Source organism: Flavobacterium sp. 20NA77.7 (assembly GCF_031326205.1).
In the GTDB taxonomy this organism is placed as follows: domain Bacteria; phylum Bacteroidota; class Bacteroidia; order Flavobacteriales; family Flavobacteriaceae; genus Flavobacterium; species Flavobacterium nakdongensis.
This window is the reverse complement of the sequence record NZ_CP133721.1, coordinates 2078844-2095770: the sequence shown is the minus strand read 5'-3', so window position 1 is coordinate 2095770 and position 16927 is coordinate 2078844. Positions and strand designations below refer to the sequence as shown.

The 16927-nt window shown below is 30.7% G+C and carries 13 protein-coding genes; 7 read left to right on the top strand and 6 right to left on the bottom strand.

Features of this window, described 5'->3' with window-relative positions; all coding sequences use genetic code 11:
• Positions 1-376 precede the first annotated feature (376 nt).
• Positions 377-922, top strand: a complete 546-nt coding sequence (locus RF683_RS09375; RefSeq protein ID WP_309532025.1) for a TlpA family protein disulfide reductase — start codon at positions 377-379, stop codon at positions 920-922.
• Complete coding sequence (locus RF683_RS09370) at positions 912-1292, top strand: DUF1573 domain-containing protein (protein ID WP_309532024.1); 381 nt, start codon at positions 912-914, stop codon at positions 1290-1292. Before RF683_RS09375 ends, RF683_RS09370 begins: the two co-directional genes overlap by 11 nt.
• Positions 1293-1299: 7 nt before the next feature.
• Here the strand turns inward: RF683_RS09370 and RF683_RS09365 are convergent, their stop codons facing one another.
• Together RF683_RS09365 and RF683_RS09360 are read right to left on the bottom strand one after the other, a co-directional pair.
• Complete coding sequence (locus RF683_RS09365; protein ID WP_309532023.1) at positions 1300-2250, bottom strand: GYDIA family GHMP kinase; 951 nt, start codon at positions 2248-2250, stop codon at positions 1300-1302.
• Positions 2251-3570: a hydroxymethylglutaryl-CoA reductase, degradative gene (locus RF683_RS09360; RefSeq protein ID WP_309532022.1), complete on the bottom strand. Its 1320-nt coding sequence runs from the start codon at positions 3568-3570 to the stop codon at positions 2251-2253.
• A gap of 150 nt (positions 3571-3720) precedes the next feature.
• On the opposite strand from RF683_RS09360, the gene RF683_RS09355 reads away from it, so the two are divergent.
• The 5 genes from RF683_RS09355 (at position 3721) to RF683_RS09335 (ending at position 11395) form a co-directional block, all read left to right on the top strand.
• A complete protein-coding gene (locus RF683_RS09355; RefSeq protein WP_309532021.1) occupies positions 3721-5892 on the top strand; it encodes a S9 family peptidase in 2172 nt (723 codons plus the stop codon).
• 29 nt (positions 5893-5921) lie between these two features.
• Positions 5922-7637: a peptide MFS transporter gene (locus RF683_RS09350; protein ID WP_309532020.1), complete on the top strand. Its 1716-nt coding sequence runs from the start codon at positions 5922-5924 to the stop codon at positions 7635-7637.
• Positions 7638-7717: 80 nt separating this feature from the next.
• The gene (locus RF683_RS09345; RefSeq protein WP_309532019.1) at positions 7718-9376 is read left to right on the top strand and encodes a peptide MFS transporter; all 1659 of its coding nucleotides are present in this window, start codon (positions 7718-7720) and stop codon (positions 9374-9376) included.
• Positions 9376-10887 carry a peptide MFS transporter gene (locus RF683_RS09340; protein ID WP_309532018.1) on the top strand — a complete coding sequence of 504 codons (1512 nt, stop codon included), beginning with the start codon at positions 9376-9378 and terminating at the stop codon, positions 10885-10887. The genes RF683_RS09345 and RF683_RS09340 overlap by 1 nt, the downstream gene beginning before the upstream one ends.
• Before the next feature lie 40 nt (positions 10888-10927).
• Positions 10928-11395, top strand: a complete 468-nt coding sequence (locus tag RF683_RS09335) for a thioredoxin family protein (protein ID WP_309532017.1) — start codon at positions 10928-10930, stop codon at positions 11393-11395.
• 2 nt (positions 11396-11397) lie between these two features.
• On the opposite strand, the gene RF683_RS09330 is transcribed toward RF683_RS09335, so the two are convergent.
• The 4 genes from RF683_RS09330 to RF683_RS09315 form a co-directional block, all read right to left on the bottom strand.
• Positions 11398-13410 carry a ComEC/Rec2 family competence protein gene (locus tag RF683_RS09330; RefSeq protein ID WP_309532016.1) on the bottom strand — a complete coding sequence of 671 codons (2013 nt, stop codon included), beginning with the start codon at positions 13408-13410 and terminating at the stop codon, positions 11398-11400.
• 253 nt (positions 13411-13663) lie between these two features.
• Complete coding sequence (gene lpxB / locus RF683_RS09325; protein ID WP_309532015.1) at positions 13664-14779, bottom strand: lipid-A-disaccharide synthase; 1116 nt, start codon at positions 14777-14779, stop codon at positions 13664-13666.
• Between the two features lie 3 nt (positions 14780-14782).
• Positions 14783-16096: a serine hydrolase domain-containing protein gene (locus RF683_RS09320; RefSeq protein ID WP_309532014.1), complete on the bottom strand. Its 1314-nt coding sequence runs from the start codon at positions 16094-16096 to the stop codon at positions 14783-14785.
• Positions 16097-16113: 17 nt separating this feature from the next.
• A complete protein-coding gene (locus RF683_RS09315; protein WP_309532013.1) occupies positions 16114-16848 on the bottom strand; it encodes a nicotinamide mononucleotide transporter family protein in 735 nt (244 codons plus the stop codon).
• Positions 16849-16927 lie beyond the last annotated feature (79 nt).

Below are 16927 nucleotides of genomic sequence, written 5' to 3'. Positions count from 1 at the left end.
TTTGTATACACATCTTTGTGCAATATGATTGTTTAAATTATACAATTACATTTGTTAAAAAAAGTATTAAATCTTAATGTTACTTATGAGTAAAAAAATATTTTTAACAATTTGTTTTGTTTCGTTTCTTTTTAATCTTGCAATAGGATTACTTAAATTTGAATTTAGGTTTTACATTGTTGGCATCGTAAACTTTGCATTGAGTTATTATTTACTTACTAAAAATCCATTCAAATTTTATGGATGGATTTTTATTTTTATTTTTTCAATTATATTTTTTGGATTAGGTATAAATTCTTTTTTTGTTAGCAATTCTGGTTTTATAGGAATACAATTAGTTTTAATTTATACAATTTCATCTATTTTCGCTATACTATTGTACATATTTAAAAATAAAAAAAGTATTACAATTACTTATGTTGTACTATATGTTATACTAAGCCTTAATTTTAGAAATATAAACAATTATTATTTTTCAAAATTACATGAATATGAAATAGTTGGTTCTAAGTTACCAATATTAAAAATTGAAGATATTGAGGGTAAAGTAAAAAACGTCAATAATTGCAATAAAATATTGATAATCGATCTCTGGTCAAATTCCTGTGGTTATTGTATCGAAGCATTTCCAGAATTTCAAAAAGTTTATAATTATTATAAGAACGATAAGGAAGTTGAAGTTTTTTCAGTTAATGTAGATGATTCAAAGCCAAATAGAATGATGGGGCACAAATTGGTTAAAAAATATGGGTTTAAAAATTTTTTTGCATCTAAAGAGATTTTAAAGCAATTAAAATTTAATACATTTCCACATTATATGATTGTTTCCAAAGATGGAAAAATAAAATATTTTGGAAGTTTGAATACAAGTAGGGTAGAAACGTATAACAATATTTATGATTTAGTCCAAAATGAGAAATAAAATTCTAAGTTTAATGTTGGGTTTAGTTTTACTTCTATCATGTAAAGAAGTAGAAGAAAGCGCTATTATTGAAGTACAAAAAGAAATTAATTTTGGTACAATTCACTCGAATGAAAGCGTTAGTAAAGTTTTTAAAATTAAAAATATATCAACTACAAATTTGATAATAAAAAATATAAAGACATCGTGTGGTTGTACGGTGGCAAAATTAAGCGATTCAATTATTAATCCTAATGATAAAGTTGAATTAAAAGTTAAGTTTGTTGCATCTAAGGAGAAAATTGGAAAAATTAAAAATTCAATAGTAGTGGAGTCAAATACAAATCCTGTTTTTACGGTATTATATCTTAAAGGTAATGTTGTTGACTAGGATATTTTTAACGTATCATTTCGTTGTAGTTTAAAATCGTATGATAACCTTTTTCCTTAAAATAAATTGTTGGATTCTCTTTTGAAGCTACTAAAATAAAGTCGCCACCCCATGCGCCTAAACTTTTTATTACCCCATTAAAGTCTGCAAATAAGCGTTCTTTTGTCGTAGGTAATTCTAAAATTGTACTTAATAAAACTTCGTGTTTTTCAAGTAAATAACAAAAGCGTTCAAATGAAATGTGTTGTGTAAGTTCTTCCGAAATAGTTGAAACAGCTTTTGTTTCTTGTTCCAAAAAAGTCTGCTTATTTATGAAATTTTGAATAGCATGACGACTATTTTGTTTTCGGTTTAGGTAAACAAAAAAGATATTTTTAGTAAAAATAGGACGAAATATAAAGGGTTTAACACTTGGTTTTTCTTCTACTAATTGATAAAGTAAGCCCATGTTGTTTTGCGCACAAGCAATGTCATATCCACTCCCGCCAAAACTTTCTCGTAATAAGGTAAAGGGGTCGATTTGTAACCATTGAGCAATATTGTTAATTAAAGTGGAGGAAGTTCCTAATCCCCAATTTCTTGGAAACGTAAGTGTTGTTTTTATTTCAAAACCAGTTTTTTCAAGAAAAGTTGGATTTTGTTTGTATGCGTAGTGTAAAATTTCAACTAAGGTTTTTTTTATGGCATCTTCTTCAAATTTTCTTTTTGCTACAATATCATTAAAAGTAAGACTGGTTTCAAACCAACAACTTCCGTCTGCATCATAACTCTTCCAAATAATTATCTGTTCTTTTATAGAGGAAACATGTAAATATTGCCCAAATTTTGTAGGCAAAGCCAAAGCCAAAGCGCCGTTTAATACTAGATATTCACCAGTGATTAATAGTTTTCCGTTAGAATAAAAAGTTTGTTTGTCATCAAAGTCCATGAGCGTTTGCTGTTTGTTTACTTTTAGCATTTATTTGCTAGCTCTTAAACGTTCTAAATAATCAACTACTAAATTATGTGATACAGTTTGATCTGCAAAATAGGCCATAACTTTTTCTTTTTCTTCTTTCGTAGCTTGGTGTTGATTCAAAATGTTATTCAAATGCATTTTCATATGCCCTTGTTGAATACCCGAAGTGGTTAATGAACGAAGGGCAGCAAAATTTTGAGCTAATCCAGCAACGGCAACAATTTTCATTAATTCTTCTGCAGAAGGGTTTCCAAGCATTTCTAAAGAAAATTTAACTAATGGATGCAGACTCGTTAAGCCGCCAACTGTTCCTAATGCTAAAGGAATATCTAACCAAAAAGTAAAGATGCCGTTTTCAATTTTTGCATGAGATAAACTGCTATACGTTCCATTTTTACTTGCATACGCATGAACACCTGCTTCTACAGCTCTAAAATCATTTCCGGTAGCCAATACAACAGCATCAACACCATTCATTATACCTTTATTGTGCGTAACGGCTCTGTAAGGTTCAATTTCGGCAATTTTTACAGCAGTAACAAATTTTTCTGCAAATAATTCGGGCGATATATTTTTATCTTCATTCAATTCTGAAACAGGACAGGATACTTCGGCTCTTACAACACAATCTGGCACAAAATTACTCAAAATGCTCATCACAATTAAAATGTCACTTTCTAGTGGAGAAAAAGGGCTATATGCTGTGGCATTAGATTTAAATGTTTTGGCAAATTGTTCTAAACAGGAATTAATAAAATTAGCTCCCATACTATCTTTTGTTTCAAAAGTTGCATGAATTTGATAGTAATTTTCTAGTTCAGCAGTTTTATCAACCAAGGTAAGCGATTTGATTCCGCCACCTCGTTTTTGCATATTTTTTGTAATGTTAGCTGTATCAGAAAACAAAGCGGGTTTTATAAAATTAAAATAATTTTGCAATTTACTTTTGTCTCCTTTATAGATAAAATGTACTTGCCCAATTTTTTCAGTACCTAATACAGTAGCTTTAAATCCGCCTCGAGCATTCCAAAATTTTGCCGCTTTACTCGCCGCTGCTACAACTGAACTTTCCTCTATCGCCATTGGTAGTGTGTAATTTTTTCCATTAATGGAAAAATTAGGAGCAACACCCAATGGCAGATAATAATTAGTTAGCGTATTTTCAATAAATTCATCGTGAAGTTTTTGTAGTGCTTCTTCGTTGTTCCAATATTGTTTTAGCACCCTTTTTGCTTCATCTGGATTTGAAAAATAAGTAGATGTAATCCAGTTGATTTTATCTTCTTTGGTTAACTTAGAAAAACTAATTTCCTTTTGCATATGTATCTATATTGAAAGACAAAGGTAAAAAATAGTATTGACAAGTCGTTTTAATAAAATCAATTAATACTAAAAAATCACAAAACGTATATTTTTCATTGCCAATTGATAAATTTTCCTTAAAATTGGATGTTTTTTTAAATAAATATCATGAAATCAGCAATTAAATATCTATTCTTAGTAGTATTTACCTCATTATCAGTAGTAGCACAACAAAAATTGACCCTTGAAGAAATTTGGGGAGGTGCTTTTAGAACAAAAGGCATGGATGAATTACAAGCCATGAAAAATACCAATCAGTATACTGTTTTAAATTTTGATAGAGCAACAAAAAGCATGCAAATAGATCTGTATGATTACGCCACATTAAATAAAGTAGCTACGTTGATTGATACAAAAAATCATAAAGAACTCGAAGGTATTGATAGTTATACGTTTGATGCTAAAGAACAAAAAATGCTTTTAGCTACAAATACAAGTCCTATTTTTAGACATTCGTTTACTGCTATTTATTACTTGTATGATATTGCAACGAAGAAATTAACTCAGTTTTCAGATAAAGCTATCCAAGAACCTACCTTTTCACCCGATGGCACTAAGGTAGCGTATGCTTTTGAAAATAATTTATATGTATGTGATTTAGCAACTACTAAACATACTCAAATTACAACAGACGGAAAAAGAAACGCAATTATTAATGGAATTACAGATTGGGTTTATGAAGAAGAATTTGCTTTTGTAAAAGCATTTGACTGGAATGCTGACGGTACAAAATTAGCCTTCATTCGTTTTGATGAATCACAAGTACCCGAATTTTCAATGGATTTATACAATGAAGGATTATACCCTACACAAAGTGTATTCAAATACCCAAAAGCAGGTGAAAAAAACGCTGATGTTTCTTTACATATTTATGATGTGAAATTAGCAAAAACACAACAAATCAATTTAGGAAATTATCAAGATTTTTATATTCCTAGAATTAAATGGACTAGCGAGGCTAACACATTAAGTGCTCAAGTGATGAATCGTCATCAAAACAATTTAGATCTTCATTTTATAGATACAACCACGGGTACAACAAAAATTGTTCTCAATGAAAAAGATACTGCTTATGTTGATGTAACAGATAATTTAACGTTTTTAAAAGATAACAGTTTTATTTGGACTTCAGAAAAAGACGGGTTTAATCATATTTATTTATATGATGCAACAGGTAAGTTGAAGAAACAAATTACTAAAGGCAATTGGGAAGTAACGGCCTATTATGGATTTGACGAAAAAAGCAAAATGATTTATTATCAATCTGTTGAAAATGGTTCTATAAATAGAGATGTTTATGCTATAAAATTAGACGGAAAAGGAAAAGCGCGATTAAGCCAAAAAACAGGAACTAATAATGCTACATTTAGTCCAAATTTCCAGTATTTTATTAATACCTATTCAAGTGCAACTACAGCACCTTATTTTTCATTAAATGATTCCAAAACAGGTGCAGAAATTAAAAAAATTCAGTCCAATGAGTTGGTGGAAGCTAAATTAGCTAAATACAACGTTGCTCCCAAAGAATTTTTCGCGCTAACTACAGAAAAAGGACATCAGCTAAATGCTTGGATAATTAAACCAAAAGATTTTGATGCTTCTAAAAAATATCCTTTATTAATGTTTCAATACTCTGGACCTGGTTCTCAACAAGTAGCCAACTCATGGAACGGAACTAATGATTATTGGTATTTTATGTTGGCTCAAAAAGGCTATATTGTAGCATGTGTAGATGGTAGAGGAACTGGATTTAAAGGCGCTGCATTTAAAAAATGCACGCAAAAAGAACTTGGAAAATATGAAGTAGAAGATCAAATCGATGCTGCTAAAGTGTTTGGAAAATATACCTATATAGATGCTTCAAGAATTGGTATTTGGGGCTGGAGTTATGGAGGTTTCATGGCGTCTAATTGTTTATTCCAAGGAGCAGACGTGTTTAAAACTGCTATTGCAGTTGCACCCGTAACCTCTTGGAGGTATTATGACAGTATTTACACTGAGCGTTATATGCAAACGCCACAAGAAAATGCAAGTGGTTATGACAACAATTCGCCAATTAATCATGTAAGCAAATTAAAAGGCAACTTCTTGTTGGTTCATGGAACAGCAGACGACAATGTACATGTGCAAAATTCTATGAAAATGATTGAAGCTTTAGTACAGGCTAACAAACAATTTGATTGGGCAATTTATCCAGATAAAAACCATGGTATTTATGGTGGAAAAACAAGATTACAATTGTACACTAAAATGACAAATTTTATTTTAGAAAAATTATAAAAACTAACTAACCAATAAAAATAATTAAAATGAGCGAAACAACTGTTAAACAAAGACATCCAAAAGGATTATGGGTGTTATTTGGAACCGAAATGTGGGAGCGATTCAATTTCTATGGAATGCGAGCAATCTTAACCTTATTTATGGTAAATTCATTGTTAATCAAAGAAGCCGATGCAGCCATTATTTATGGAGGTTTTTTAGCCTTGTGTTATTTGACGCCACTTTTAGGAGGTTTTATTTCAGATAAATATATTGGTAATAGATATAGTATACTTTTTGGTGGTACTTTGATGGCTATTGGTCAGTTTTTACTTTTCATAAGTGCATCTATTTTTGATTCTAGTATTAGTAGTGCTAAATTATTTATGTGGATTGCTTTATTCATCATCATCTTTGGTAATGGTTTCTTTAAACCAAATATTTCATCAATGGTGGGTAGTTTATACCCAAAACAAGAAAAAAGTAAATTGGATTCTGCTTTTACCATTTTTTATATGGGAATTAATATTGGTGCTTTTTTAGGCCAATTTATTTGTCCTTACGTAGGTGATGTAAAAGATGCAGCAGGTGTAAGAGATATTTATGCTTTTAAATGGGGCTTTTTAGCGGCTTCAATAGCAATGATAATAGGTACAGTATTATTTTTGTTTTTAAAAAATAAATATGTTGTAACTCCAGAAGGAAGACCGATTGGTGGTTTGCCAAAAAATAATGATGGCGACGATTTTGAAGAAGGTGAAACACAAACAGCTAAGTTTACATCTAAAGCTATAGGGATTGCTGTAGTTATATTTGCAGCATTATTTTTTGTTTTTAGATATGTTTTAGTAGGCGAATTTGGCTTTACTGCTGTAGAAATGGGTAAACTTATTAAAGGAATTATTTATCCGTTTATCTATGCTGCCGGTATTTCATTAGCTTATTTAATTATGAGTTCAGCCGAAAATAAAGTGGAAAGACAACGTATTTGGGTAATCTACATTGTTTCTTTTTTTATTATATTTTTCTGGGCAGCTTTTGAGCAAGCCGGGTCTTCGTTAACTTTCATTGCTGATAACCAAACGGATCGTCATATTTTTGGTTGGAATATGCCACCATCAATGGTTCAAATTTTCAATGGTTTGTTTGTTGTAGCCTTAGCTTTACCTTTTAGTTTGTTATGGGATAAACTTAGAGCAAAAGGAAAAGAACCTGTTTCGCCTTTAAAACAAGCTATAGGTTTAGCTTTAATTGCGTTGAGTTATTTCATCATTGCACATAATGTGAAAGATTTAGGCAACTCAGGGTTATTAGCCATTAAATGGTTAATGCTGTTATACTTAATCCAAACGATGGGTGAGCTTTGTTTATCACCTATAGGCTTATCATTGGTGGGTAAATTAGCGCCTAAACGTTTTGCTTCATTATTATATGGGGTATTCTTCATCTCAAATGCGGCAGGCTATGCTTTGGCGGGTTCCTTAGGGGCAATTATTCCTGCAACAGGTGATAAATTTCAAAAAGCAGAAAAATTAGGATTTAATCTTCAAGATGTTTTAGATAAAAAAGTTACACTAACTACCGAACAACTTGCATTATTTGAAAAAGAGCAATTACCTATTGCAAACACTTCATTTGCAGGCTTTGAAATTCATAATTTATATGAATTCTTTATGGTGTTTGTAGTGCTTTGTGGTATTGCAGCCATTATTTTAGCGTTATTATCTCCGCGTTTAAAGAAAATGATGAATGGGTTAAGCTAACTCAAAATAAAATTATTTTTTATATCTTTCAAGCCAGAAACATTTAGTTTCTGGCTTTTTTAATTTTAAAGTAAACAACTATGTGGAAAAATCATCCTAAAGCATTGCCTTTTTTGTTTTTGTCTGAAATGTGGGAACGTTTCGGGTATTATTTAATGATTGGAATTTTTACCTTATACCTTAAAGATGTAGAAACAGGTTTTGCAATGACCGAAAAAGAAGCGTCAGATTTATATGGAACGTTTATTGCTTTGGTTTTTTTAACACCTTTTGTTGGGGGTTTAATAGCCGATCGCTATTGGGGCTATAAAAAATCAATAGTTATTGGTGGTTTAATGATGGGAGTAGGGTATTTAATGATGGGAATTCATGATAAATCTATTTTATATGTTGCTATGACATTAGTTATTGTAGGAAATGGGTTTTTTAAACCCAATATTTCTACGTTATTAGGAAATTTCTATTCGGAAGAGAAGTATAAAAACCAAAAAGATGAAGGCTACAATATTTTTTATATGGGTATTAATGTAGGCGCATTTATATGTAATTTTTTTGGGGCTGTATTTGAAAATTTATTTGGTTGGACAGCTGCTTTTATGGTAGCAGGAGTAGGTATGTTTATAGGCGTACTAGTTTTTGTTTTAGGAACAAAACACTATGGCGATAAGACAGATAAAAAAGGAGTACAGCCTCATGATATGCCTTTTTCAAAAATTGTACTTTTTATTTTGGTTCCATCCGTTATTTTTGGAGTAATTGGTTGGCTAATCAAAGGTATTGCTTCGGATGCAAACCCAGATGCGTTTATTTTTGGTTCAGATAGTACAGATGCGTTTATTTTTGCATGTATTCCCGTGGTCTTATTCTATTCGAGCTTGTATTTCCGTGCTAAAGAAGATGAAAAACGACCTATTGGTGCTTTGTTAGCAATTTTTGCGGTTGTAATTTTATTTTGGGCGGTATTTAAATTAAATGGTTCGGCATTAAATAATTGGGGAGATAAATATACTGATAGAGAAGTTACTGGAATCTCAAAAACAGTTACGGATAAAATTTATTTGACAAAAGAATTAGAATATAAAAAGGATTCTGTCGCCGTTTATGATGATGCATTTAGAATTCAAAAAGAAAATGGAGAGGTGCTAAAAGAAGTCGATTATCCATTGTATTTTAGAAATGTCAATGCTGAAAAATTACCCAAAGAAGGTGCTAAAATATCCGTTTGGGCGTCAAATTTGAGCCAGTCAATTAATCCGTTTTGGGTAATCGTTTTAACACCATTAATAGTAGCTTTTTTTACGTTTTTGAGAAGTAGAAAGAAAGAACCTTCTACACCTACAAAAATTGCTTTTGGATTATTAATTTCTGCTTTGTCTGTACTTGTTATGGTTTTGGCAGTGAAAGCAGGGAATAACGGTTCAGAAAAAGTAAGTGTATTGTGGTTGTTTGCTAATTATGGTGTAATTACTATAGGCGAATTACTTCTTTCTCCAATGGGATTATCAGTAGTTTCAAAATTAAGTCCAGTAAATATTACTTCATTAATGATGGGAGGCTGGTTTTTAGCCACATCTATTGGTAATAAATTATCGGGAGTTTTGGCTTCTATGTGGGATTCCTATGATAATAAAGCAGATTTCTTTTGGGTGAATTTTGGCTTGTTGTTATTTGCAACACTATTAATGTTTGCGTTATTAAAAAAATTGAATGCCGTAATGAAAGAAAGAGGTATAAACTAATGGAAAACAATCAATCAATAGAACAAATTCAAAATTTTAAAGGGAAATACCCAAAACAGTTGTGGTATTTATTCTTTAGTGAAATGTGGGAGCGTTTTTGTTTTTATGGCATGCGAGGAATGCTTTATTTCTATATGGTTCATCATTTACTAATGGACAAAGAAACTGCAAATCTTCAATATGGTGCCACGCAAGCATGGGTATATGCATTCACTTTTATTGGAGGGCTGTTTGCTGATAAAATATTTGGATTCAGGAAATCCCTTTTTTGGGGCGGATTATTAATGATACTAGGAAGTTTAATTTTAGCTATCGATCCTAAATCAATGTTTTTTATTGGGGTAAGTTTTACCATTGTTGGTACAGGTTTTTTTAAACCCAACATTTCTTCAATGGTAGGGAAACTATACAAAGAAGGAGATTCAAGAACTGATGCTGGTTTTTCGTTATTTTATGCCGGAGTTAATTTAGGTGCTTTAATTGGAGGTTATGTTTGTATTGCTGTTGGAAAAAGAGAAATGTTAGCTTCTATCATTCCAAAAGGTTTAGAATGGAATATTGCTTTTGGATTAGCAGCTGTGGTTATGGTAATAAGTCTATTAACGTTTACACAAACTCAAAAAAGTCTAGGAACCATCGGGTTGTCTCCTTTACAACATATTGAATCAGGTAAAAGAAGAATTTATGAATGGGCTACTTATTTGGGTTCTATTTTAATCATTCCAATAATCATAGTAATGGTTTCTAATACCGTTTATACAGATTATTTTATGTATACAATTGGCCCATTTTCTTTACTATATCTGGCTTATGAAATGCGGGGTTTCTCAATAGCAGAAAATAAAAAATTAATTGCTGCAGTTATTTTTATGTTATTTTCAGTAGTCTTTTGGGCATTTTTTGAGCAAAGTGGAGGTTCATTAAGCGATTTTGCAGCTGAGAATTTAAACAATACTGTTTTAGGAATCACTTTAGACCCAAATGGTGTAAACAATTCAGCAAATTCATTTTTTGTAATTGTATTTGCAGCATTAGTGGGTATGGTTTGGTTGTGGATGGCAAAGAAAAAGTTTGAACCTAATACCATACTTAAATTTGGACTTGCTTTTTTGTTTTTAGCAGGTGGATTTTGGGTGTTTTATTATACCAAGTTTTTAGCAGGCCCTGATGGCAAGACTTCCTTAGATTTATTTACATTTGGATGGTTTGTAATTACATTTGGTGAATTATGTTTATCTCCAATTGGCATGAGTGCCATGACTAAATTATCCCCACAAAAAACACAAGCTGTTATTATGGGAATGTGGTTTTTAGCTAGTGCTTATGGGCAATATTTCGCAGGTTTATTAGGCGCAAACATTGCAAGTGCTTCTAAAAACATGACAAATTTAGAAAAATTAAACACCTATGCTGATGGCTATTATCAATTAGGACTTTATGCTTTGATTGCAGGAGTTGTTTTAATAGCACTTTCACCTTTTATCAAAAAATTAATGCAAGAAGTAAAATAAAATTTATATTTAAAATTGTATTTTTGACAAAAATAAGAAAATGAAAAAATCGTTATTTTTATTGTTTTTTATCCTGTTTTCTGTGTGCAGTCAGGCACAAGAATTGACATGGCATACAGATGTAAGTAAGGCAGCCGATATAGCCATCAAAGAGAAAAAACCATTATTGTTGTTTTTTACCGGTTCTGATTGGTGCGGGTGGTGCATTCGTTTACAAAAAGAAGTATTAAAGACAGCGGAATTTGCTAAATGGGCAACAGAAAATGTTGTTTTAGTAGAATTAGACTTTCCAAGAAATACGCCTCAAGATGCAAATTTAAAAGCGCAAAACCAACAATTGATGCAAATGCTTCAAGTAAGAGGATTTCCAACACTTTATTTTGTAACGCCAACGAAAACAACCGATAATAAAGTAAATCTCAATAATTTTGGCAGTCAAGGATATATAGCTGGTGGACCTACAGTTTGGTTAGAAAGCGCTAATCAAATTATGAAAAATAAGCAATAAAATTATCTGATACTATACAATCCCTTTTCGGCAGTTGCATGAAAAGGGATTTTTTGTTTTATACATGTTTGTTTCCATTTTTTTACGTAGGATGCATAATTTGAACCATCCGCTATTATTTCTTTAGGATGAAGTTGTTCAATTAGACGGTCTAAATTTATTTTAGGTGATTGTGTGAGCAAAACAAGTTCAGGTTCAATAGAGGTTTTATATACTCCCGAGCTATCTATACAAAGAATTTTATATTTGTAGTAAAGCGTATTTTCTAAAGGTATAAAAGAGGCTTTTTGAATGAAATTTTTTCGTATGTAATCTGTAGCGGTTTGTTCGGTTGATTTTTTATTGTTCGTTAAGAATTGTACTTCTTTGTTATTTTTCAAAGCCACTAACGAGTTTTTGTACGTATTGAAAATTACAAATTCGTTTTCAGGATTAGTATAATAAAATAGATAGATATAACTCATTTGAAAAATAAAAACACAGATCAGTACCCATTTGAATTTTGTTTTAGTTGTTTCTATTGTAAAAATATATACAGAACAAATAAGCAGGTAAGCTGCAATGACAAGTATTTCATGAAAAGCAATATTTTTGATAATAAACACATCAAATTGGCAAATCCAAGCCGTAAAACCATTCATTAATTTAATTAGGAAAGATATAATGGTGCCAAAAAAAATACGAATTGTATCGGGTAAAAAACTAATGGGTACTAAACACAATCCAATAAGTAAAAGTGCACTTGAAAGCGGAATAACAATTAAATTAGTCACCAAAAAAAGGAGTGGAAATTGACCAAAATAGTATAAACTCAAAGGTAAAACGCCCAATTGAGCTACTAAGGTCACAAGTAATATTTGCTTTGTTTTTAATAGAATTATATATTTAGAATAGGATAATTTTGAAATAATAGGTTGAAAGAATACCAAAGAAAGCACTGCGGCATAGCTTAGTTGAAATCCAATATCAAAAAGATAATTAGGGTTATATAGTAGAATGATAAAGGCTGAGGTGGCTAAAATATTCCCCATATTAATGGATCTATTTTTTAATCTTCCGTAAGCAATTAAACTAAATACTACTACAGCACGAAGTATAGATGCAGATAAACCTGTAAGCAAGGCATAGCCCCATAGTATAAGTAAACTGCAATAAAAAATAATAAGTTTTCCTTTTTTGTATTTCTTTAGTGGGTTTAAAAATCCTAGAATAATGGAGTAAAACAATGCAATGTGTAAACCGGAGATAGCTAAAATATGTATGACCCCTGTTTGGGTATAATTTTTTGTTACCTCAGCTGACAGCGTGGTTCGTTCTCCAAAGACTAGAGCGGCTATTAAATTGTAATCATCTTCTTTTAGCTTATAAGTTTTTAATTGTTCTAATAACGTTTCTTTTATTTTAAATATAAAGTATCTCCAATTTTTAGCTTTTTGAAGTTCAATTTTAGCGTTTTCTTTTAGCGCTAACGAATGATAAATATTTTGATTATTTAAGTAGTTCGTATAATCAAACTGATAAGGATTATAGACGGGTTCAATAAAGATAGGTTTTCCTTTAATTGTAATTTTTGTTCCAATTGTAAGGTGATGTGAGTTCTTTTTAGGCGCAAAAACAAGTAATTTTCCAATAGTCTCATAACCATTTGTTTGTTCAATTTCTACAACATATTTAGTGTAATAAGCAGATGGTTTTACACGTTCTACTATACAACCTTTTAAAAGGTTTGAAGACGGTGTAAGTTGCTTAGAAAAGTGTGATTCATGTTCCAATTGATTCGATTCTTTTTTAGAAACGATACCTAAAAAAAAGAAAACTAAATAAATAGGTATGCCAAAAAAAATGGAATTTTTATGTTTTTTTATATGATAAATATAACTAACACATAAAATTATAATGCTACTACTTGCGCCCACAAACGCAACAAAAGAAGTCATGGAACTATATGTTTCAACGAGTATGCCACACACAAAGACGATGAGTATGGGAATTATAGGTAATTTTATAAATCGCATCAAAAAGAAATTGTAATCAATTAGAATTCAAGTTTAAGGTTAGAATTTCAGGTAATAATTAAATTTCTTTTCGGCCTATAATAATGACTTGTATAAGTTACTAAGGTTATTAAACTAAATAACTGTTGTAAGGCTTTTTGTGTTTTCCTTTTAGAAAGTTTAGGGGAGTAACAGACTAAATTTCTAACCAAGTTGAAGCCTTCTTCTGTAAAGTAGGTTGTTTTCACGGCTCAAAAATTTGAACCTAATATAGCTATTTTTTTACAAAATTAACAATAAGTTGTGCTGTTTTTTCACTTGCGCCTTGTCCGCCTAATTTTTTCTCAAGGGCATCGTATTCTTTTAGTATCTGATTACGATTGGTACCTTTCAATATTTTATGTAATTCTATTGTTAGATTTTGCGTGTTCAATTCATCTTGAATAAGTTCTTTAACCACTTCTTTATCCATGATTAAGTTGACAAGAGAAATGAATTTAAGTGTAATAATTCGTTTTGCAATTTGGTACGAAATCCAACTTCCTTTATAACACACTACTTGGGGTATTTTAAACAGAGCTGTTTCTAAAGTCGCTGTTCCAGATGTAACTAAAGCAGCTTGTGCAACTTGTAATAAATCGTATGTTTTATTAGAAATAAATTTTACATTTTTAGTGGTTAAAAATTGTTTGTAAAATTCAAATTCTTGACTTGGTGCACCTGCAATTACAAATTGGTATTCAGGAAAATCATTCACAACCGAGAGCATGATAGAAAGCATTTTAGCAATTTCCTGTTTTCTACTTCCTGGCAACAAGGCAATAATAGGTTTGTTTTCTAGTTGATTTTCGGCAATAAAATGGTCAAAATTAATTTTGTTCTTGTTTGCAATGGCGTCAATTAATGGATGTCCTACAAAGTGAACAGGATAATGGTGTTTTTTTTCGTAAAAATCTTTTTCAAAAGGCAGTATGACATACATTTGGTCCACATCTTTTTTAATGGCGTGAATTCTATTTTCTTTCCATGCCCAGATTTGTGGCGAAATATAATAATGATTTTGAAATCCTTTTTGCTTTGCCCATTTTGCAATTCGCATATTAAATCCAGGATAATCGATATAAATAATAACATCTGGATTAAATTTGAGAATATCGGCTTTACAAATTTTTATGTTATTTAAAATCGTTTTTAAATTTAAAATAACTTCAGCAAAGCCCATAAAAGCTAAATCTCTATAATGTTTTACTAATGTTCCTCCCGTTTGTTGCATTAAATCACCGCCCCAAAATCGTATCGTTGCATTTGCATCTTTTTTAAATAAGGCTTTCATCAAATTTGAACCATGCAAATCGCCCGAAGCTTCTCCTGCAATAATATAATACCTCATAGGTTAATCTTTAGTATAGGTAAATTTGGCACCGCCTTGTTTTAAAATAAAGCCATTTTCGGTGAATGTGATTTCTATCCCTGCAGTTTGAAATACAAAAACAGTATCTTTTACATACGTCAACGGAAAAGAAGGTTGTCCTGTAGCTTGAGCAGTTAATTCGCCATTTTTTTCAGCTACTACAATTTTTAATGGGATTTCTTTTGAACTGTAATTTCCTGTATATTTTACAAGTTGATTGGGGTCAATTTTAGCAAACGTAGGGAAAGGATAAGGTACTTTATAGTAAATGCTCAATATCCCAATCATAATTTCATTTCTATTGAAATTGTCTCCATTTACAATTAATGAAATTCCAAGTTCGTCTTCAGGATTATAACCTACTACAGCTCTAAAGTTTTCAATTCCTCCTGTATGGCCATAAAATTTTCTTTGACCAAAAGGAAATTGAACTAAAGCCATACCATATGAATCTTTTAGTGTTTTCATTACATCCAGACTTTTTTTAGAGATAAGTTCATCTTTAAATAAAGCCCTCATGAAACGAGTTAAATCTGCAGGAGTAGAAGTAATAGCACCCGCAGCAAAAGCCATATTGTTGTCCCATTCTGGTATTTCTTCCCATTTTGTTCCATCAAATATATAGGAATAACTCTCGTTAAAAGAAGTCTCAATTTTACTGGCTTTATAATAGGTGTTTTTTAAATTTATTTTAGAAACTATACGTTCATTTAAATTGTCAGCATAGGGTTTTTTAGTAACTTCTTCAATAATACAACCCAATAAATAATAATTAGAATTACTATATTCAAATTTGCTTCCCGGTTCAAATAAAGGCTCATAAGAAGCAATACGCGCTAGCATATCTTTTTTAGTATTTACTTCAAATACTTTTTTTACCATAGTAGAATCTGCATTGATATAATCGATAATCCCCGTGCGTTGGTAAAGTAAATCAGAAATCGTAATTTTTTCTGCGTTTTTAATTTTTGGATAAAAACGATTCAGCTTAGTTTGTAGAGAAAGTTTTTTTTCTTCTATTAATTGTAGTACAATAACCGCGGTAAATGTTTTTGTGACAGAACCAATTTTGTATTTTGTTAAACGAGAGGCTTCTCTATTTTTTGATACATCTGCAAAACCATACCCTTTGTTGAAAAAAACATTATCGCCTTCTCTTATGGTTAAGGCACCCATAAATTTATTATTTTTATTCAAATAGGTAAGTAAGCTATCAATTTTTGCATATCGTGCGTCTTGTTGTCCAATAGCAAGTGAGGAAAGGAATAAGAGTAAAGCACTAATGAAATTTTTCATTTTCTATATATAAAAAATTAATAGTCGTTTTTATCCATAATTTTTTTATCGTCTTTCCAAGTAATGTAACCTAAAACGGCATTTATAAAGTAAAAACCATATTTAAACACATTAGCCCAATTCATTTGTAAAACATTCTGAACAATTTTTGTAATGTTATAAAATTGCCACATGAACCAATTGTCAGGATACATTCTTGCCGTATTAAAAGTACCTCCAAATGTTATTCCTGCAGGAATGGAGATGGCAAAAAATAATTGCCAGTTTATGGGTTTTGAAGAAAGAAAAGTAAACGCAATGTAGTTTAGTATAAAAGAAAGTAAAAATCCTAAAATGATATTTCTGTAAAAAATAAAATCTACAGAGCGCAAAACTTGACTTTTTTTCCAAGCCCTAAATACTAAGTAATTACTAATAAAAGAAACAGGGTAGGTTAATATAGCTCCTACATTTCCTAATAAATAATCTATAAAACCACTAATAAATGTATTTACTGTGGCAATAAAATTGCCTAAATTATTCTTTTTAGTTACAAGTCTATTTCCAATTAATGAAAAACTAACATTTAGTATTGATATAGAGCCTAAGGGGAAAAGATAAGTAGAGTCATATATTGTAATAGGTACTTCCGTAGTATGATAACCTAATGAAAACGAACCTGCAAGCACTACAATTAGCCCAATGATATCTAAATATTGGCTGTTTGTAACTGCTTTGATTTGTTCAATTTTATTTTTTGATAATATTGACATTATAATAGTTATTTCTGGTCGTCAAATATATATAAATAATTAAATATATTAACATTGTTGCTTTTTTTTACCCAAAAAG